Origin of the sequence: Rhizobium sp. Leaf371 (genome assembly GCF_001424045.1) — a bacterium.
Taxonomy (GTDB): domain Bacteria; phylum Pseudomonadota; class Alphaproteobacteria; order Rhizobiales; family Rhizobiaceae; genus Ferranicluibacter.
On the sequence record NZ_LMQB01000023.1, the window covers coordinates 202,839 to 221,966 of the forward strand.

Sequence of the window (19,128 nt, forward strand, 5' to 3'; positions counted from 1 at the left end):
GCCGATTTTCAGACTTTGCTTCAGCCGTTGCGCTTCAACAGTTCCTTGACGAGCGCGTCGGTGATGCGGCCGTTCGGCTCCTGGCCGATCGATGTCTGGAACGCCTTGATGGCGGTGACCGTCTTGGCGCCGAGCGCCCCGTCCGGCGTGCCGGCATCGAAGCCGTTATTGTTGAGGATCGCCTGGATGTTGCGGACGGCCTTCTTCATATCGACCGAGGACGTCTTGGTGCCCTTGCCAACCCAGGTATCGGGAACGGTCGTATCGTTGCCCTTCGGATCGAGCGCGGCGGGCTTCCAGGCGGCGACCTTGGCCTTGGCGGCCGTCATCTGGTCGGGCGACAGTTCCTTTTCGACCTGATCGCGCTTCTGCGCCGCGTCCGTATCGCCATCGGCAGCCGCGACCGCAAACCATTTGTAGGATTCCACGAGGTCCTTGGCGACGCCATTGCCACGGGCGTAGAGGATGGCGAGGTTGAACTGGCTGTCGCGCACGCCGAGATCGGCGGCCTTTGCAAACCACATGCTGGCAAGCGTGAAGTCCGGATTGGTCCCGTTGCCGCTGGCCAGCATGACTGCGAGATTGTGCATGGCATTCGCGTTGCCGCTTTCGGCCGCCTGCTGATAGAGCGCGCGGGCCTTGGCGGGATCGCGGGGAACGCCGGTGCCCTTTTCGTAAAGGCTGCCGAGGCGATACTGCGCGGGAATCACGCCGGCATCCGCCGCGCGCTGGTACCATTCCGCAGCCTTGGCGAAGTCGGCCTTGACGCCGCGGCCTTCGGTATAGACCGCGCCGATTTCGAAATAGGCCTTGGGATCACCGGCGCGGGCCGCATCGGCGAGTGCTGCCGGTACGATCTCGGCGGGGACGTCGATGCTGGTTGCTGCCGCGGGTGCCTCCGTCGAAGAGGCTCCGGGAGTTGAGGCTTCTGCGGCCGGTGCCATCGCCTCAGTCTCGGGCTGCGCGGTCATGGAGGCTGCGTCCTCCGACGCTTCGCCCTGCGGCTGCAACGAACTGAGCGGCGCGACGCCTTCATCCCTGGCCTCGGGAGCGGCATCGTTCGTGGGCGCGGCGAGCGCCGGCGCCGTTTCGGAGGCGCCGTTCGGTGACGGCTCGGCTGGTGCTTGTTCGATAGGGGCCTGTTCAGCGGAAGCCGCATCGCGATCAGCCAGCGTTTCGATGGCGGTGACCGGCGCTGCGGCCTGCTCGTTCTTCATCAGCGTGCTGACGAGCGGATAGGAAAGGATGGCGAGCAGCACGGCGCCGACGGCCATGAGGATCGGACGACGATGACGGGCAAGAGCGCTCGGAGCCGCCCCCGGACGCGCCGCCGTGCGATTGCCGGTATCGACTTCCTGGGCTGCCTGCTGGGCCGCGCGCCGGGCTGCCGCGATGAAATCCGACTTGTCGCTTTCGCTTGCGACAGGCGGGCGCACCGCCTGGCCCGCGCGCACGCGCTCCAGGATTTTCTTGACATCCGGCGTGCCGGAGCCCGGCTCCAGGAGCTGATTGGCGGCATCGGGATTGATGGTCTCAAGCGCATCGATCGACGGCGTCGGGTCGACGAAGCGGCGCTCGACGGGAGCTGCCTGCTTGGCACGCTTGGCCGAAAAGCGGCTGGTGAGACCGGAGAGAAGGCCGGTGCGCGCAGCAGGCGCATCGGCGTGGGGGGCGTCGGCCGGCACCAGATCTGCGGGCTCGCGCAACTCGGCAACGCCGAAATGCGGGGCTTCCGCGCCAGCATTTTCGGAGACGCGCGGGTCGTGGTCGCGAAGGTCCATCGGCATCCGCGCCGACATGTCGGCGGGCATCGCGACGGTGGCGCGCATGGTGCGCGTCAGGTCGGCGTAGCTGTCGTCACCCTCGTCGCGCTCCAGAAAGGCCGGCGTTTCGGCGCGCGGCATCGGGGCACCCGTGTCGCGGCGACCGAAGGCGGGCGCAGGCTCGTCGCGGAGCGCCGTCGCCAAGGCGCGCTCCTCGATGCGCTCCAGCTTGTCGGCGATGTGCACGAGCGTTTCGTGCAGGGCTTCGAAGGTGCGGGCGGTGCGCTCGTCGCTGGAGCGGCTCAGGTCTTCGAGCGTCTTCAGGTCATCGGCAAGCGCCGAGATGGCGGCGATATCGGCGATGGCCGGGGACGCCGACTGCGTCATGCCGTTGCGCGTATAGGCTTCCATCACGGCTTCGGCCGCCTGACGGGCCGCTTCGATGATGTATTCGTCGCTGGAGGCGAGATAATCCTCCAGCGCATTCATGCGCCCCTCGACCTCTGCGGGCACGGCGGGTGCCGTCTCGCGGGGCTGGCTGATGAGGAAGGAGAGATTGGCGATCTGGTCCTGCAGGCTGCGCAGCACCTCGCCATCGTCGTAAGGCGCCGCATGGGTCTCGTCGAGACGCTGCGCGATGCCCGACAGCTGGCCTTCGAGCCGCAGGAAGCGATCGTCCGACAGGGGCGCGGGGCCATCGAGATTGTCGATCCGGCGCGCGAGATCGTCGAAGCGGCGGGCGAGCGTATCGCTGACATCGCCGGTGTCGAGCGCGTCGATCTTGGCGGAGATATCGGCCAGGTGGCCGGTGAGGTCGGGCTGGGCGGAGGCGCGCTCGGCGCGTTCCATCATGGCGGAGAGATGATCGAGCCGCTCTTCGAGGCGGGCGGCGGCTTCCGCGGTGACGAGGTCTTCCACACGCGCGGACAGCGCCTCGATGCGCGCGGCAAGGCCGTGATCGGCGGGATAGGCAAGATCTTCGATCTGGCGCGACAGGTCGACGAGCCGGGTCTCGACGCGGGTGACGCCCGGGCTGTCGGAGGCCGAGGCCGTGCGGCCGCTCGCGACGATCGCGCGGCTGATCTCGTCGAGACGCGCATCGAGATCGGCGAACTGTTCCTGGAAGCGTCGGTCGTCCGGCTGCATGTGCCGGCCGATGAGGTCGATCGCCTGGGCAACGGCCACGAGCTTGTCTTCCAGCGCGTAAAGCGCCGGGCCGTTGTTCATGGTGCCGAGCTGCGACTTGATCTCATCCAAACGGTAGGCGAGCGCCACGAGTTCGTCGTCGCGGGCGGCATCGAACACGTTCAGCCGGTCCTCGACGCCGGTCCAGCGGCTCTCCATCCGGCGGACGCTGTCCTCGCGGGCGAGACCGTCGATCATCGCGCGCATCTCGTCGAGATCGGCCCGCAGGGCGTGGCTCTCGGACGTCGTGGGCTGGCGACCGAGATTGCCGAGCGAGAGCGACAGGCGCTGCAGGTCCTTCCGGATATCCTGCGCCAGCGCATCGCCCTGGGTGGCGGCAGCCGCGATGCCGTGCATCTCGTTGCGCAGCGACGACATTTCGCGCGAAAGACCCTGCTCGATGTCGCGCTTCAGGTCCTGGCGAAGGCCGACCAGAGCCGTGGCGATATCGCGGACGGCTGCATCCGGCATGGCGGAGGGTGCGGGCTGTGGAACGGGGCGCGGCGCGGCGCGGGCAGGCTCGCGGGCGCTCCGCAGGGACGCGTCGTCGTCATAGGCCGGCATGACATTGCGGTCGACAGTGCGCGAGACGGCGGGGCTCGACGGCGGCACCAGGAAAGGAGCCGGTTCGGAATAGGCAGGTGCATCCGCAGACGGCGCACGGGTCTGGATGCGATGGCGCTCGGTCGCCTTTTCGAGGCGGGTGGCGCTCAGGGCGCGCTGGCGCTGCAGGATCTCGGAAATGGCGTCGGCCCGGGAGACCGGGCGTTCGGCCGCGGGACCGGCTTCGATACGGGCGGCTTCCGGCGGGCGGGTTTCGCGCTTGGCCGGCGCGATCAGGCCTTCGATGCGGGCTTCCAGCCCTTCGATCGTGCGGTTCAGGGCTTCCAGCGAGGAGCGCTCGCCGTGGCGACCGTCGAGGCGGTCATCGGCCGGGGTGCCCATCCGGGGAGGAGTTGATCGCGATCCGTTCATGTGTGCTTTCGCCTCTTGCCTGGCATTCCCCGAACGCGGCCGAAGGGTCAGGCCCCTTGAGCCGGTGGACAAGGCTGCGGACGACTCAGAACGGAACAAGCAGCATTGACCTCTCGCGCCACTTTCACGGAACGTGGTAAACAAGCCGTTAACCTCTGACCCGATTTCCGGAGTGAGCCGCAAAAAGGTTAGCGTCTACCAACGTTACGGGATCGGTTATCGTCCGATTTCTCGGCCAAAATATCAGGGCCGTTAAATTTGACGTTTACGCGCACGTCAGTTTTTAATAGAGTGCCCTCATGAATGGCCTTTATGAGGTCCGCAGGGAGGAAGACAGTCGATGCCCATCTACAAGGCTCCGGTCGAGGATACGCTTTTCATTCTCAACGACGTGCTCGGCATCGAGCGCTACAATAACCTCCCCGGCTTCTCGGACGTGACGCCGGACATGCTGGACGCCATTGCCGGCGAAGCGGCCAAGCTTGCCGAGGAAGTACTGTTTCCGCTGAACCTCTCGGGCGACCAGGAAGGCTGTGTCCGCCATCCCGACGGCTCGGTCACCACGCCCAAAGGCTTCAAGCACGCCTATGATCTCTACCGCGAAAGCGGCTGGCTGGGCTTGGCCGCGCCTGAAGAATTCGGCGGCCAGGGCCTGCCCTATACGCTCCATACGGCCATCGGCGAATATATGTCCTCGGCCAACATGTCGCTCATCATGTATCCGGGCCTGACGCAGGGCGCCATCGCCGCCATCATCGAGCATGGCACGGACGAGCAGCGGGCCACCTATCTGCCGAAGATGATCGCCGGCGACTGGACGGGAACGATGAACCTGACGGAGCCGCATTGCGGCACTGATCTCGGGCTTCTGCGCACCAAGGCCGTGCCGCAGGCAGATGGCAGCTACAAGATTTCCGGCCAGAAGATCTTCATCTCCGCCGGCGAACACGACCTCGCGGACAACATCATCCATCTCGTTCTCGCCCGCATCGAAGGTGCGCCCGAGGGAATCAAGGGCATCTCGCTCTTCATCGTCCCAAAATTCCTTGTGGGAACAGACGGCACGCCCGGCGCGCGCAACGGCGCGACCTGTGGCGCCATCGAGCACAAGATGGGCATCCACGGCAATTCGACCTGCGTCATGAACTATGACGACGCGACGGGCTACCTGATCGGCGCCGCCAACCGCGGCCTGAACGCCATGTTCGTGATGATGAACGAAGCCCGTCTCGGCGTCGGCCTGCAGGGTCTCTCCGTCTCGGAAGTCGCCTACCAGAATGCCGTCGCCTATGCGCGCGAGCGCCTTCAGGGCCGCTCGCTGTCGGGCATCAAGGCGCCGGACAAGAAGGCCGATCCGCTGATCGTCCACCCCGACATTCGTCGCGTGCTGATGACGATCCGCGCCTTCAACGAGGCAAGCCGAGCGTTCACGCTGTGGACCGCGCTGAAGTCGGACATTGCGCATCGCTCGCAGGACGAGGCGGAACGCCAGACGGCGGACGATCTGCTCGGCCTCGTGACGCCCATCCTGAAAGGCGTGCTGACGGATCGCGGCTTCGACCATGCCGTCATGGCGCAGCAGGTCTATGGCGGGCACGGCTATATCGAAGAGCACGGCATGAGCCAGTATGTGCGCGATGCGCGTATCGCCATGATCTACGAGGGCGCAAACGGTATCCAGGCGCTCGACCTCGTCGGCCGCAAGCTTGGCCTGAACGGCGGACGCGCCATCATGACGCTGTTCAAGGAAATCGGCGACTTCTGCGACGAGAACCGCAGCGACGAGCAGATGACCGCCTACACCAAGGCGCTCAAGAAGAGCCTCAACGACCTGCAGTCGGCCTCCATGTGGTTCATGTCCAACGCGATGGCGAAGCCCGACAATGCCGGCGCCGGCTCGACCGACTTCATGCACCTCAGCGGCCTCGTCATCCTCGGCTATATGTGGGCGAAGATGGCGAAAACGGCACAGGGCCTCCTGGCTTCGGGTGCCGGCGACCGCGAGGCCTACCTGAAGAACAAGCTGGTGACGGCGACGTTCTACATGGACCGCATCCTGCCCGAGACGGCTCTGCGCCGCTCGCGCATCGAGGCGGGATCGGATACGCTGATGGCGCTCGACGCCGCTGCATTCTGATACGCTGCCGCAACCTCACATTTCATTGCCTCGACGAAGACATCGACGGCTTCGGGCCGACTGGGAGAACGGGATCATGACTGACGTATTCATTTACGACCATGTGCGCACGCCACGGGGTCGCGGCAAGAAGGACGGTGCCCTGCATGAGGTGCCGACGCCGCGCCTTGCCGCCCGCATGCTGGAGGCGCTGCGCGATCGCAACGGCATCGACACCAGCACCGTCGACGACATCATCATGGGTTGCGTCGATCCGGTGTACGAAGCCGGTGCCGTCATCCCCAAGGCTGCGGCCTTCGAAGCGGGCTATTCGACCCGGGCGCCCGGGATGCAGATCTCGCGTTTCTGCGCGTCCGGTCTCGATGCCGTCAATCTCGCCGCCGGCAAGATCTCGCAAGGCGCGGACGACATCGTCATCGCCGGCGGGGTCGAGAGCATGTCGCGCGTCGGCATGGGCATGTCGGGCGGCGCCTGGTACATGGACCCGTCCGTTAATTTCCCCGGCTATTTCATGCCGCAGGGCGTTTCCGCCGATCTGATCGCAACGAAATACGGTTTCTCGCGCGACGATGTCGATGCCTATGCCGTCGAGAGCCAGCGCCGCGCCGGTGTCGCATGGGAGAAGGGTTACTTCGACCGGTCCGTCGTTCCGGTGAAGGACCAGAACGGTATCGTCATCCTCGCCAAGGACGAGCATATGCGTCCGACGACGACGATGCAGAACCTGGCAGGGCTCAATCCCTCCTTCCAGATGCCCGGAGAGATGGGCGGCTTCGAAGCCGTCGGCATCCAGGCGCATCCGGAAATCGAGAAGATCAACTATGTCCACCATGCCGGCAACTCCTCGGGCATCGTGGATGGCGCCGGCCTCGTCCTGCTCGGCTCCAAAGCCGGCGGCGACAGCATGGGCGCCAAGCCCCGCGCGCGCATCAAGGCCTTCGCGAATATCGGTTCCGACCCGGCACTGATGCTGACCGGCCCCGTGGACGTGACGGAAAAGCTCCTGAAGCGGGCCGGCATGAGCATCGGCGATATCGACCTGTTCGAGCTGAACGAGGCCTTTGCCGCCGTCGTGCTGCGCTACATGCAGGCCTTCGACATTTCGCACGACACGATCAACGTCAACGGCGGCGCGATCGCGCTCGGCCACCCGCTTGGCGCGACCGGCGCAATGATCCTCGGTACGGTGCTCGACGAACTGGAGCGCCGCGACCTCAACACAGCCCTCGTCACGCTCTGCATCGGCGCGGGCATGGGCACCGCCACGATCATCGAACGCGTCTGAGGGGGAGACAATCATGACTTACACCAATTTCACCATCGAAACGGACGCCGACGGCATTGCTCTCGTCACCTGGAACATGCCCGACAAGTCGATGAACGTCTTTACCCCCGACGTCCTCAGGGAACTCACTGCCGTCAACGCGGAGATCGTCAAGGACGAGGCCGTGAAGGGCGTCGTCTTCACCTCGGGCAAGTCGGCCTTTTCGGGCGGCGCCGATCTCTCGATGATCAAAGGCATGTTCACCTTTCAGGCGGAAGAGAGAAAGAAGGACCCCGACGCGGCGGCCCGGAAGCTGTTCGACCTCTGCGGCGAGATGTCCGGCCTGTTCCGCACGATCGAAACCTCGGGCAAGCCATGGGTTGCTGCCATCAATGGCACCTGCATGGGCGGTGCCTTCGAGCTGGCACTCGCCTGCCACGGTCGCGTCGCGTCCAATTCCAAGGCGGTGAAGATCGCCCTGCCCGAGGTCAAGGTCGGGATCTTTCCCGGCGCCGGCGGCACGCAGCGTGTGCCGCGCCTGACGAATGCGCAGGATGCGCTGCAGATGATGACGACCGGGCAGACGCTGACACCGCAACGTGCCAAGGCGATGGGCCTGGTGCACGAGCTTGCGGACCCGCAGGCGCTGATCGATGCCGCCAAAGCGATGATCAAGAACGGATTGAAGCCGGTCCAACCCTGGGACGAAAAAGGCTTCAAGGCGCCGGGCGGCTCCATCTGGAGCCCGGCGGGTGCGCAGCTCTGGCCTGCGGCCTCCGGCATTCTGCGCCGCGAGACCTCCGGCAACTACCCAGGCGCGCTCGCCATCGTGAAATGCGTCTATGAAGGCCTCCAGGTTCCCTTCGACACGGGCCTGAGGATCGAGCAGCGCTACTTCACGCAGATCCTGCAGACCACCGAGGCCTTCTCGATGATCCGCTCGCTGTTCATTTCCACGCAGGAACTCGGCAAGGGCGCACGCCGGCCGATCGGCGTTCCGAAAGCGGATTTCAAGCATGTGGGTGTCGTCGGCGCAGGGTTCATGGGCGCCTCCATCGCCTATGTCACGGCCGCTGCCGGCATTCCCGTCACGCTGATCGACCGCGATATCGAAGCGGCCACCAAGGGCAAGGCGCATTCCGAAGGTCTCGTGAAGGACGGCGTGGCCAAGGGCCGGATGACGCAGGAAAAGGGCGAGCAGCTTCTGGCGCTGATCACCCCGTCGGCCGATTACGCGGACCTGAAGACCGCCGACTTCGTGGTCGAGGCCGTGTTCGAAGACCGCAAGGTCAAGAAGGACGTGATCGAAGCCGTCGAAGCCGTGCTGTCGCCCGATGCGATCTTCGCATCCAACACCTCGACGCTGCCGATCACAGGTCTGGCCGGCAATTCCAAGCGTCCCGCCCAGTTCATCGGCGTCCACTTCTTCTCGCCGGTCGAGAAGATGATGCTGACCGAGGTCATTCTGGGCAAGGAAACCGGCGATGCGGCGCTTGCCCGGGCACTCGATTACGTCGCGGCGATCAAGAAGACCCCAATCGTCGTCAACGACACGCGCGGCTTCTACGTCAACCGCTGCGTCTTCCGCTATATCCACGAAGCCTATGACATGCTGATCGAAGGCGTTCCGGCCGTGATGATCGAGAACGTTGCCAAGATGGCCGGCATGCCGGTCGGCCCGCTGTCGCTCAACGACGAGGTGGCGATCGACCTGTCGCAGAAGATCCTGAAGGCGACCGTTGCCGATCTCGGCGAGCAGGCCGTCGATCCGGCGCATCTGTCGCTCGTCAACAAACTGGTCGACGATCTCGACCGGCGCGGACGCAAGAACGGCAGAGGTTTTTACGATTATCCCGCAAAGCCGGCAAAGAAGCACATCTGGGCCGGGCTGAAGGATCTCTATCCGCAGAAGCCGGCGGACGGTATCGACGTGCAGACACTGAAAGACCGCTTCCTCGTGACCATCGCGCTCGAAGCCGCTCGTACCGTCGAAGAAGGCATCGTCACCGATCCGCGGGAAGCCGATGTCGGCTCCATCCTCGGCTTCGGCTTTGCGCCCTATACCGGGGGAACGCTGTCCTACATCGACGGCATGGGCGCCAAAGCCTTCGTCGCGCTCTGCGAAAAGCTTGCCGCAAACTATGGCGACCACTTCGCGCCCACAGCCCTGCTCAAGGACATGGCGGCCAAGGGCGAGACGTTCTACGGCCGCTTCGATCCCTATGTGAAGATCGCGGCGGCAGCCTGATCGGGCTGACAGCGACCCTTCGCATCGCTCGCAACGCTATCGAACCCCAGGCATCATTACCTGGGGTTTCATCGTTTCGCTGCCTGCGCCGCCGACGCCTCCCAACACCCGACCGCATGAAAAAGCCGGCGCATCACCTGCGCCGGCTTTTCCGTTATTCAGTTATTCAGTCGATCAGTTTCAAGCTGCCTGGATGGCCGAGACCTGCCACTGCGTGTTGGGGCGGCGGAAGAAGGTCCAGACTTCCGTAGCTTCGGTCGGGCGATCCGGGTCGCCTTCGACGACCTTGCCGGTGTCGCGGTCGCGGGTCACGTCGATGCTCTCGTAGCGCATCGCAACCGTTGCGAACTCGCCGGCGTCCTCTCTCCAGGATTCGGACAGATCGCCCTGGAGAAGACGGACATCGCGAACCTCGTTGCGCAGACCCTTCGTGGCATTCTCGCTCAGTTCTTCCGCGAGCCAGGACATGGCTTCCGGTGTCGTCAGGCGGCGCAGCGCACCATAGTCTTCCGCGCCATAGGCTGTCTGAACATCCTTGAGCATGGTCTCGAAACGTTCCAAATCGGCCTGACCGATGCCGAGTTCGTCCGAGACGGCGGCGGAGCGGGCCGGCTGCGCCTGCGGTACGGCACCGCCGCCGATCCGCGGGATGGCAAAACCGGGACCGCGCGCGGCCTGTGCATTGCCGCGCTGCGGATCGTTTGCCGCCTCGCGGGCATAGCCGTTATAGCCGTTGTTGTTCGGATTGCCGCCGGCAGCGCCAGCACCGGCACCGGCACGACCGGTCGCGGGCTGCTGCTGGCGATTGCGCAGGAAACGCATCAGCAGCATCGCGGCACCGGCGATCAGCGCCAGCTGCAGCAGCATGCCGAGGAAGCCAGCCGCACCGCCAAAGCCGTTGCCCATCATCATGCCGAGCAGACCGCCGAGCGCGAGACCGCCGAGCAGCGAACCACCGAAGCCGCCGAAGAAGCCGCCGGGACGACGCGCCGGCGCAGTCTGGGCAGCACCCGGCTGGTTCTGGGCAGCATTCGGGCGCGTTGCCTGCGGCGTCATGGTGCGGTCGATCGGCGCCGTGGTATTCGGCGCCGTGCGGGTGACGGGCGGTGCAGAGAAGGTGCGCGTGCCGCGGCTACCAAAGCCGCCACCTGCTCGGCGCGCTTCGGCGAAATCCGTCGCCGTGATGACGAGCGTCATCGCAACCGCCGACAAAACCGCAAACTTCTTCAATCCTGACATGCCTCATCCCCATTATCGTTCAACCGGGTCGAGAGACCCGCATGCTGGATATATGGGCATAAGCACGGCGTCTTGAAAGGGTTTTGCGCCGCGTTCACGAAAACGGCATCGCCCGTGAGAGGGTTTCCCGTCACGATCCCGGCGTTCGCACGCGGGCTGCGCCTTCCGTCCCTCCACGCCGTTGTCAGTTCGTGAGGTCGTAAGGAACGCGGTAGCCGTTCGTCTCCAGCCAGGCGATCAGGGCTTTCGGCTCATCCGTCTGAATGATGGTGGCGCCGCGGTCGATCCAGAAGCCCCAGCTTTCCAACGGCTTGCCCTCAATCACGGCCCGCTCGTCGCCGCGGCCGCCCGCCTGCATGCCCGGCGCCCGGTTGATGATCGTATAGGTGTTGACCCATTGGTGCCAGTTTCCCCGGATCGCGGCGGCGCGGGCCTTTGCGGAGAAGAGAACGCCGCCATCGGTCGTCTGCGGTGCGTCGTCGGCGTGCCAGTTGACCAGTTCCGCCGCCGGCGCGCCAAAGCTCGCCGTTGCCTTCGCCATGAAATCCGCATCGTGCACGGCGTCGTCCGCCAGGATCGGCAGGAAGGTCACATCGGGACCGATCGCGGTCATCACCGCTTTTGCCTCGGCGATCCGCTTGTCGTTCCAGAGGTTTTCCTTGACGAGGATCTGCTCCGCCATGCCCAGCTTACGGGCGAGCATGGCGACCTCGGGCAGGATGTCCGGCGTCAGCTTGTTGTCGATGTTGACAAGGATGCGGCCGCGGGTCGCCAGCAGGGCCTCCTCCAGGGTCGGGACCGTCTCCTCCGTCGCGCGACCATCGGCTTCGACCACGAGGCGGCAGGTCCGGAGCGTCGCCAGCGGCGTCTTGCGGGTTTCGCCGCGACAGGTCGTCGTGCGATCGAGAAAGTCGTCATGCATGAGAACGAGCGTGCCGTCGGATGACTTGCGAATGTCGAGTTCGATCATCTCGGCACCGAGCGCGATGGCGTTGCGAATCGCATCAAGCGAATTCTCCGCCCGGATCATGCGGCCGTTTTCCTTCCAGCCCGTCCGGTGCGCGACCACCAGGATATGGCTGCGCCAAGCGTTGGCATTCTGCAGCCGGTCGAGGATCTGGATGGTCCGCGTATTATCGACCGCCCGAGCTGGCCAGGTGGCGACGACGGCGACGCAGCAGGCGACTGCGGAAAGAAGGACACCGGTCCAGCGCATCGTGCAAGCCCTTTGGACGGTTGCGGGTCCGCTGGGCTTAGAATCCGGCCGTGACAGCGCCGTGAAGCTGCGATGACGGGAGCATGAAGTCTGCCGGGTTGCTGCAGACCGCGCTTTGGCCTCAGTCTATCGGGACGCCTCGTTTGCCCGCATCGGCATGCTGTCGATCAGGCCGAACAGCTGGTCCGGGGCCACTGGTCTGTCGGCGCGGAGCTTGATGCCGCCGTCCTTGCCGATGAGGATCGCGGCGAAGCGGGTGTCCTCCTCGATGCCGGCGTCCTTGCGCAGCTCTGCCGCCGTCGCGGTGCCGGCTGCGCCGAAGATGGGCTTCACCGCGTCGCCGCTGACCTCGATGATGACCATGTCACGTTCCGAGAGGGCGGGTCGATCCTTGAGGAGCAGGCGTCTCTGCTCGGCGGCATCGGAATTTCCGGGGTTTGCGAAGACGATCAGGACACGGTTCTTCCAGCCGAAGGCATCCAGACCGGCAGCGACGGCGGGGAACGGGCCACCGGCAACGAGAATGGCAAGGGCTGTTGCCTTCAGAATGCGGATCATCGGTGATCTCCTTTAAACACGGAACGCCGCGCAGCCGCACGGCGTTCCGTCACATCCCCGTCAGTCGCGGCTCGGATTCAGGCGAGACCTTATTCGGGCGAGACCCGATTCAGGCGAGAAACGTCTCGTAGAGCAGCTTGAGATTGAGCACGACGATGATGCTGGCGACGATCCAGGCGAGCGCGCCGACCCAGCGAGAGACGACGAAGGTGCCCATCTTCTCGCGGTCGGTGACGAAGCTGACGAGCGGGATGACGGCGAAGGGCAGTTGCATGGAAAGCACGACCTGGCTCAGCACCAGCAGCTCTGCCGTGCCGCTTTCACCATAGAGATAGGTGATGACGACGACCGGCACGATCGCGATGCCGCGGGTGATCAGACGGCGGGCCCAATTGGGGATGGTCAGCCGCAGAAACCCTTCCATGACGATCTGGCCGGCGAGCGTTGCGGTCACCGTCGAGTTGAGGCCGGAGGCGAGAAGTGCCACGGCAAAGAGCGTCGAGGCGATGCCGAGACCGAGCAGCGGCGAGAGAAGCTCATAGGCCTGCTCGATTTCCGCGACATCGGTGCGGCCGTTGGCATGAAAGACGGAGGCCGCGACGATGAGAATGGCGGCATTGATGAACAGTGCCAGCATGAGGGCGATCGTGCTGTCGAGCGTTGCCCACTTGATAGCCTCGCGCTTGCCCGGTTCGGTGCGCTCGAACTTGCGCGTCTGGACGATGGACGAGTGGAGGTAGAGATTGTGCGGCATGACGGTCGCGCCGATGATGCCGATGGCGATGTAGAGCATGGCCGGATTGGTGACGACCTCCGTCGACGGCAGGAAGCCCTGGAGAACGGCCGCGACCGGCGGTGCCGCCGCTGCGATCTGGACGACGAAGCAGAGGGCGATGATGCCGAGCAGTGCCATGACGAAGGCTTCCAGGAAGCGAAAGCCCTTCTGCATCAGATAGAGAAGCAGGATCGCGTCGAGAGCGGTGATCAGCGCGCCGGCGATCAGGGGTATGCCGAACAGTAGCTTCAGCGCGATCGCCGTGCCGATGACCTCGGCAAGATCGCAGGCGATGATGGCGAGTTCGCAGGCGATCCAGAGGACGAAGCCGACGGGCTTCGGATAGGCATCGCGACAGGCCTGTGCCAGATCGCGGCCGGTGGCGATGCCGAGACGCGCGGCCAGCGCCTGCAGCAGGATGGCCATGAGATTGGAGAGAAGAATGACCGTGAGCAGCGTGTAGCCGAACTGGGCGCCACCGGCGATGTCGGTCGCCCAGTTGCCCGGGTCCATATAGCCGACGGACACCATGTAGCCCGGGCCGACGAAGGCAAGGAACCGCCGGAACCACGTACCGCCTGTCGGCACCGCTATGGTCGAATGCACGTCGGCGAGGCTCTGCCGCCCCTCTTCTTCCGAATGATTGAAACGCCAGCTGGGGCGGGTTTCGCGCTGGTTCAGAAGAATTTCGGGGGTGGCCATCGGGGCAGTCTCCGGATGCGGATCGGCGTCAATAGGCCAAAACTAGGGCAGGCCCCAACATTATGCAATAGGCTATATTTCATCGACCTTGCTTTTTTCCGCAGTGCAGCGTCAATCTCTGTTGCCCCTCGCACGGCAGACCCTCGCCCGATTGTGGAGGCGCGCAGAAACCCATTCGGCAAATCCCGGCTTGCATGCTAGACACGCGAAAACCGGATGCATGTGACGTTTGACATGCGAACTCGAAGGATCAGGAATACGTGGCGCGCAGAACCATTCCCCGCGCGGATCCCCTTCCCGACGCGGACACGCACTCCGAAGGCTTCCGCCAGACGCGGCAGGCGCTGCGCGGCGCCCTTGTCGAGGATTATGTCGAGCTGATTGCCGACCTGATCGATGACGGCAACGAAGCCCGGCAGGTCGATATCGCCGCCCGCCTCGGCGTGGCGCAGCCGACCGTCGCCAAGATGCTGGCGCGGCTCGCGGCCGATGGTCTCGTCTCGCGAAAGCCCTATCGCGGTGTCTTCCTGACGGAGGCCGGGCAGAAGATGGCCGCCGAAAGCCGCGAGCGGCACCAGACCGTGGAACAGTTTCTGCGTTGTCTCGGGGTCAGCCCGGAAACGGCCCGCGTGGATGCCGAAGGCATCGAGCACCATGTCAGCGACGAGACGCTCGCCGCCTTTCGCCGGCTGATCGCCGACCGGTCCTAGGACATTTCCGCGATCTTTGTTTTTGCCGCATGGTCCGACGCCGAAGCGATCCCGCTTCGGCTGGAAGGCTCTAGAGCCCCAGGCAGGACAGCATGATGAAGGTGGCGAACAGCACGAAATGCGTCATGCCCTCGATGGCATTGGTCTCGCCGTCGTTGAGATTGATCGCGGCGACGATCAGCGTGATGGTGATCATCACCGTCTGCACCGGGGTCATCGCCATAATGAAGGGCTGGCCGGTATAGAGGGCGATCGCCTCCATGACCGGAACGGTGAGGATGACCGTGGAGAGCGAGGCGCCGAGGGCGATGTTGACCACCGACTGCATGTGATTGGCAAGCGCCGAGCGCATGGCCGTCATGATCTCGGGCGCGGCCGAAATGGCGGCAACGACGATGGCGGCGAGCACCGGCGGCGCGCCCGTTCCCTCCAGCCCGGTATTCAACAGCGTCGACATGATTTCGGCGAGGACGCCGATGACGACGATGCCGAAGACGAGAATGCCGATCGAGAGCGTCGTGCTCTGGGGCTCATCGACATGACCGGCAGCACTTTCGCGGCGTGTCTTCGGATAGCTGTAACTGAAGAAATAGCTGTGCGCGCCGACCTGCATGCGCAGGAACACGGTGTAGAGCATGATCATGGCGACGATGGTGAAGGCGGAATAGAAGTGCCATTTCGCCTGCGGAATGAACTCGGGCACGATCATGGAAATGCCCATGGCCGTGAGGATCATCACGCAATAGGTGCGGCTGGAGTCGTCGTTATAGGGCTGTTCGCCATGCTTCAGTCCACCGAGGAGCGCTGCGATGCCGAGAATGCCGTTGATGTCGAGCATGACGGCGGAATAGATCGTGTCGCGCACCAGCGTCGGCGAGCTTTCCGACGAGCTCATCATGATCGCGAGAATGACCACTTCGACCAGCACCGCCGACAGTGTCAGGATCATCGTGCCATAGGGATCTCCGACCTTGGTCGCCAGCCGTTCCGCATGGTGCGCGACCCGCATCGATGCAAGGATGATGGCGGCGATGAGGAACACGGCACCGGCGAGAGAAGCGGCCTGCCCCATGCCGATCAGGCTGTGTTCGGCCGAAAATCCGGCGATACCGGCCGCGATCGCAACGAGAATAAGCCGCTCTGAGCGGATGAGGGTGGAAAGCACGGCGCCTCGCTCGTCTGGATGCTGATGCGGCCCGAACGGCCTTCAATGGTCTGAAAATGCAAGTATAGGTGCCACGACCGGCATTTCAACGAAACCACCCTGCGCAGCGATCAAGGATTATTTTCCTCGCATTCTTTACTTGATGCTGATTTTTGGCTAGTGTCCTTCCGGATAGAGGAGAGGTTCCGCTTCCCCGGATCGAGCATCCGGACCTTCCACCAGGACATCGGGTCGATGCTGTCACATGAGCGTATCTGGCATGCGATAGACGCCTTGGCGGAGCGGCACCAGATGTCGCCCTCGGGACTTGCCCGCCGTGCCGGCCTTGATCCGACATCGTTCAACAAATCCAAGCGCCAGTCCGCCGATGGACGCGAGCGCTGGCCGTCCACCGAATCCATTGCCAAGGTTCTCGACGCCACCGGCTCGACGATCAGTCAGTTCATGGAATTCCTGCGCCCGGAGGGCGACAAGAGAGTAAACGGCGTGGAGACGCTGGCGCCGTCGAGCGCCATTCCGCTTCTCGGCTTTGCCCAGGCGGGTGCCGGCGGCTTTTTCGACGATGGCGGCTTTCCCGCAGGCCAGGGCTGGGATGTGGTCGATTTTCCTGCAGCCGGCACGAAGGCGGGCGTCTATGCGCTGGAAATCCAGGGCGACAGCATGCAGCCGCTTTATCGGGACGGCGACGTTCTGATCGTGGAGCCTGGCGCGCAGGTCCGTCGCGGAGACCGTGTCGTGGTCAAGACCACCGAAGGCGAGGTCATGGCCAAGGTGCTGATGCGCCAGAGCGCGCGCAGCATCGATCTTCACTCCCTCAACCCCGAGCATCCGAACCGCAGCTTCGACCTTTCCGAGGTGGAGTGGATCGCCCGGATCATCTGGGCGAGCCAGTAGGACCGTTTTCCTCATGCACGCTTCCCTGCTCCGCATCGGCGGCCCTACGCTCTGCGTCATCCTGACCATCGGCCTGCTTCTGGCCGGCAAATCGGCCATCACGGGCGTGGAGAGTGCGGCCGTGCCCGACATGGCGCTGGAAACGCCCGACCTCAGCGACGTTCCCACGATCGGCGAAGAGCCCGCCGGGAGCGCAGACGTGCCCGCCGATCCCGGCATGGAGGCGATGCCGTTTTCGCCCGATGCGCCGACGGCGAATGGTGGCGTGAGCCCTAAGGTCGCTCCGGAACCGCCCGCCGTCGATACCGCACCGCTTGCGCCGCCAAGTGCTGCGCCAGCCGATCCGGCGCCTTCCCCAGCACCTCTCACGGAGGCTATTCTTCGGCATCCCGTGGCGCTGTCGGCAGGCCTGATCCAGTTCGACGGACGGACGATCCAGCTTGCGGGCATCAAGCCGCAATCGGCCGACCGGATCTGCACATCGACAAGAGGCGACTGGCCGTGCGGCACCGTCGCCCGCACCGCCTTCCGCAATTTCATCCGCGCACGCGCCTTTACCTGTCAGGTGCCGGCAGGTGACGCGAACGACACGGTGACGGCAAGCTGCAGGGTCGGCACCGACGATCCTGCGCTCTGGCTTGCCCGCAACGGATGGGCGGAGGTGGATGGAAACGATCCCGACCTGACCGCAGCACTGGAAGCGGCCAAGGCGACGGCCAAGGGTTTTTACCGCGCCGGCTCCGAGGCCACTCCACCCTCGCCCGGTCCGGCACCTTGATCTGACGCGCCGGCAGGGCTCCTCTCTTTCGGTCGCGGCAGCTTGAGCCGGTGCCTTGCAACGATGCGCCTGAGACCATACCTGCGGGACGGATGAACCCCGGAGAACGTATGCCCAAAGCTTTGACCCACCAGGAAGCCCTGATCCATGTGATGGTGATGATGTCGGCCGTGGACCGTGCCATGAGCGACGAGGAGATGGAGCGGATCGGCAAGCTTTCCCGCATTCTGCCCGTTTTCGACGATTTCGATCCGGAGAGCCTCGTGCCCGTGGCACGCAGCAGCGCGACCTTGCTCTCGGCGCCGGAAGGGCTCGACATCCTGTTGGAACTGGTGCGCGAGGCCCTGCCACAGCGCTTGTTCGAGACCGCCTATGCGCTGGCCGTCGATATCGCCGCGGTCGACCGCAGCGTCCGAACCGAAGAACTGAGGCTCCTTGCCCTGCTGCGCGACCGGCTCGGCCTTGACAAGCTTGTCTGCGCCGCCATCGAGCGCGGTGCTCAGGCCCGCATGCGCCACTGAAGGGCGCCAGAAGGTCGGCTCAGTAGATCCCGGTCGGGAAATATCGGAGGTAAATTTCATTCAGGCGCCCGCTGCGGGTCAACTCCAGCAGGGCGTGATCCAGAGCCTGCGTCAGCGCCGGATCGCCTTTCCGGTTCATGATCGCCAAGCCTTCGCCGAGAAAATGTTCGGAGACATAGGCGCCATCGACCAGCCTGCAGCACGCCGCCGCATCGGGGGAAGCAGCCCAGAAGGAAAGCTGCAGGCCGTCGGAGAACACCGCGTTCACCTCGCCGGCCTTCAACGCCTGAAGCATCGCCGCGCGAGCGGGAAAGACCTGCGCTGTCGTCGCCGGGAAGAACGCCTTCAGCATGGCTTCATGGGTTGTGCCCGCGACGACGCCGATCGGTTTTGCGAGGACGGCTGACAGTTCTGCCTTCCCGCCGGCGCCACCGCCTACACCCGGCGATAGTCTCGTGGCAAAGCGGGCTGGAAGGCGCAGGAAGGGCCGCGTGAAAGCAAAACGCTGGCGAAGCTCGTCGGTCATCGCGACGCCTGCGATGACGGCCTCGCCCTGCCCGTCCTCCAATGCCGGCTGCAATTCCTCGAACGTCACGGCCTGGATCTGGCACTTCGCCTCGATGTCCAGAATTCGGCAGATCTCGCGGGCGAGATCGATATGAAAGCCGGAGAGCTTTTGCGACTGGTCGATGAAGTTGAAGGGCGGAAAGTCCACCGTCGTCAGAAATCGCAGCCGTGCGAGACCGCCAAGGTCCGGCTTTGCAATGCGCTCGCGCACATCGAAGGCAAGCGGAAGCTCCCGCACGGGCTCTGCCGCCTGCACCGAAGAACCACCTATCCAAGCCACCGCAAAGATGCTTAAGATATTCCTAATGATCGGCTGGATCGAAAACATCCGTATCGTTCTCATCAGATTTCGAGTTCCGGTCTGCAAGGGCCGACGCTGTTTGCGACGAGGTGTTGATGCGCCAGCCAGACTATCTGTCACCACCCGGATT

The 19,128-nt window shown here is 64.5% G+C and carries 14 protein-coding genes; 7 read left to right on the plus strand and 7 right to left on the minus strand.

What is annotated here, in order from left to right; genetic code table 11:
- Positions 1-20 precede the first annotated feature (20 nt).
- On the minus strand, positions 21-3,923 hold the full coding sequence (locus ASG39_RS11700; RefSeq protein WP_062595169.1) for a peptidoglycan-binding protein: 3,903 nt from the start codon (positions 3,921-3,923) through the stop codon (positions 21-23).
- Positions 3,924-4,263: 340 nt separating this feature from the next.
- On the opposite strand from ASG39_RS11700, the gene ASG39_RS11705 reads away from it, so the two are divergent.
- The 3 genes from ASG39_RS11705 (at position 4,264) to ASG39_RS11715 (ending at position 9,572) form a co-directional block, all read left to right on the plus strand.
- On the plus strand, positions 4,264-6,060 hold the full coding sequence (locus ASG39_RS11705; protein WP_062595170.1) for an acyl-CoA dehydrogenase C-terminal domain-containing protein: 1,797 nt from the start codon (positions 4,264-4,266) through the stop codon (positions 6,058-6,060).
- A gap of 76 nt (positions 6,061-6,136) precedes the next feature.
- Positions 6,137-7,345 (plus strand): acetyl-CoA C-acetyltransferase, encoded by a 1,209-nt coding sequence (locus ASG39_RS11710; RefSeq protein ID WP_062595171.1) that lies wholly within the window; start codon positions 6,137-6,139, stop codon positions 7,343-7,345.
- A gap of 13 nt (positions 7,346-7,358) precedes the next feature.
- Positions 7,359-9,572 (plus strand): FAD-dependent oxidoreductase, encoded by a 2,214-nt coding sequence (locus tag ASG39_RS11715; protein WP_062595172.1) that lies wholly within the window; start codon positions 7,359-7,361, stop codon positions 9,570-9,572.
- 180 nt (positions 9,573-9,752) lie between these two features.
- On the opposite strand, the gene ASG39_RS11720 is transcribed toward ASG39_RS11715, so the two are convergent.
- The 4 genes from ASG39_RS11720 to ASG39_RS11735 form a co-directional block, all read right to left on the minus strand.
- Positions 9,753-10,811 carry a Tim44 domain-containing protein gene (locus ASG39_RS11720; RefSeq protein ID WP_062595173.1) on the minus strand — a complete coding sequence of 353 codons (1,059 nt, stop codon included), beginning with the start codon at positions 10,809-10,811 and terminating at the stop codon, positions 9,753-9,755.
- A 184-nt stretch (positions 10,812-10,995) separates the two neighbouring features.
- The gene (locus tag ASG39_RS11725; RefSeq protein ID WP_062595174.1) at positions 10,996-12,027 is read right to left on the minus strand and encodes a glycerophosphodiester phosphodiesterase family protein; all 1,032 of its coding nucleotides are present in this window, start codon (positions 12,025-12,027) and stop codon (positions 10,996-10,998) included.
- Positions 12,028-12,153: 126 nt separating this feature from the next.
- Complete coding sequence (locus ASG39_RS11730) at positions 12,154-12,585, minus strand: DUF4174 domain-containing protein (protein ID WP_062595175.1); 432 nt, start codon at positions 12,583-12,585, stop codon at positions 12,154-12,156.
- Between the two features lie 109 nt (positions 12,586-12,694).
- Positions 12,695-14,062, minus strand: coding sequence for an Nramp family divalent metal transporter (locus ASG39_RS11735; protein WP_062595176.1), 1,368 nt, complete (start codon positions 14,060-14,062; stop codon positions 12,695-12,697).
- A 260-nt stretch (positions 14,063-14,322) separates the two neighbouring features.
- On the opposite strand from ASG39_RS11735, the gene mntR reads away from it, so the two are divergent.
- Positions 14,323-14,772: a manganese-binding transcriptional regulator MntR gene (gene mntR / locus ASG39_RS11740; RefSeq protein WP_062595177.1), complete on the plus strand. Its 450-nt coding sequence runs from the start codon at positions 14,323-14,325 to the stop codon at positions 14,770-14,772.
- Positions 14,773-14,842: 70 nt separating this feature from the next.
- Here mntR and ASG39_RS11745 read toward each other — a convergent pair whose 3' ends face one another.
- Positions 14,843-15,937: a calcium:proton antiporter gene (locus tag ASG39_RS11745; protein WP_062595178.1), complete on the minus strand. Its 1,095-nt coding sequence runs from the start codon at positions 15,935-15,937 to the stop codon at positions 14,843-14,845.
- 234 nt (positions 15,938-16,171) lie between these two features.
- Here ASG39_RS11745 and ASG39_RS11750 point away from each other — a divergent pair, with 234 nt between their 5' ends.
- The 3 genes from ASG39_RS11750 to ASG39_RS11760 all read left to right on the plus strand — a co-directional run bounded on the left by ASG39_RS11750 (position 16,172) and on the right by ASG39_RS11760 (position 18,130).
- The gene (locus ASG39_RS11750; RefSeq protein ID WP_062595179.1) at positions 16,172-16,831 is read left to right on the plus strand and encodes a helix-turn-helix transcriptional regulator; all 660 of its coding nucleotides are present in this window, start codon (positions 16,172-16,174) and stop codon (positions 16,829-16,831) included.
- Between the two features lie 13 nt (positions 16,832-16,844).
- The gene (locus tag ASG39_RS11755; protein ID WP_062595180.1) at positions 16,845-17,609 is read left to right on the plus strand and encodes a hypothetical protein; all 765 of its coding nucleotides are present in this window, start codon (positions 16,845-16,847) and stop codon (positions 17,607-17,609) included.
- A 110-nt stretch (positions 17,610-17,719) separates the two neighbouring features.
- A complete protein-coding gene (locus ASG39_RS11760) occupies positions 17,720-18,130 on the plus strand; it encodes a tellurite resistance TerB family protein (RefSeq protein ID WP_062595181.1) in 411 nt (136 codons plus the stop codon).
- A gap of 19 nt (positions 18,131-18,149) precedes the next feature.
- On the opposite strand, the gene ASG39_RS11765 is transcribed toward ASG39_RS11760, so the two are convergent.
- Positions 18,150-19,025 (minus strand): transporter substrate-binding domain-containing protein, encoded by an 876-nt coding sequence (locus ASG39_RS11765; RefSeq protein WP_156468148.1) that lies wholly within the window; start codon positions 19,023-19,025, stop codon positions 18,150-18,152.
- Between the last annotated feature and the right edge of the window lie 103 nt (positions 19,026-19,128).

Coding starts and splice junctions, on each gene's coding strand:
- ASG39_RS11730 (WP_062595175.1), bottom strand. CDS start 12,585: ATGATCCGCATTCTGAAGGCAACAGCCCTTGCCATTCTCGTTGCCGGT.
- ASG39_RS11710 (WP_062595171.1), top strand. CDS start 6,137: ATGACTGACGTATTCATTTACGACCATGTGCGCACGCCACGGGGTCGC.
- ASG39_RS11735 (WP_062595176.1), bottom strand. CDS start 14,062: ATGGCCACCCCCGAAATTCTTCTGAACCAGCGCGAAACCCGCCCCAGC.
- ASG39_RS11715 (WP_062595172.1), top strand. CDS start 7,359: ATGACTTACACCAATTTCACCATCGAAACGGACGCCGACGGCATTGCT.
- ASG39_RS11750 (WP_062595179.1), top strand. CDS start 16,172: ATGCTGTCACATGAGCGTATCTGGCATGCGATAGACGCCTTGGCGGAG.
- ASG39_RS11760 (WP_062595181.1), top strand. CDS start 17,720: ATGCCCAAAGCTTTGACCCACCAGGAAGCCCTGATCCATGTGATGGTG.
- ASG39_RS11725 (WP_062595174.1), bottom strand. CDS start 12,027: ATGCGCTGGACCGGTGTCCTTCTTTCCGCAGTCGCCTGCTGCGTCGCC.
- ASG39_RS11705 (WP_062595170.1), top strand. CDS start 4,264: ATGCCCATCTACAAGGCTCCGGTCGAGGATACGCTTTTCATTCTCAAC.
- ASG39_RS11700 (WP_062595169.1), bottom strand. CDS start 3,923: ATGAACGGATCGCGATCAACTCCTCCCCGGATGGGCACCCCGGCCGAT.
- ASG39_RS11755 (WP_062595180.1), top strand. CDS start 16,845: ATGCACGCTTCCCTGCTCCGCATCGGCGGCCCTACGCTCTGCGTCATC.
- ASG39_RS11765 (WP_156468148.1), bottom strand. CDS start 19,025: ATGTTTTCGATCCAGCCGATCATTAGGAATATCTTAAGCATCTTTGCG.
- ASG39_RS11720 (WP_062595173.1), bottom strand. CDS start 10,811: ATGTCAGGATTGAAGAAGTTTGCGGTTTTGTCGGCGGTTGCGATGACG.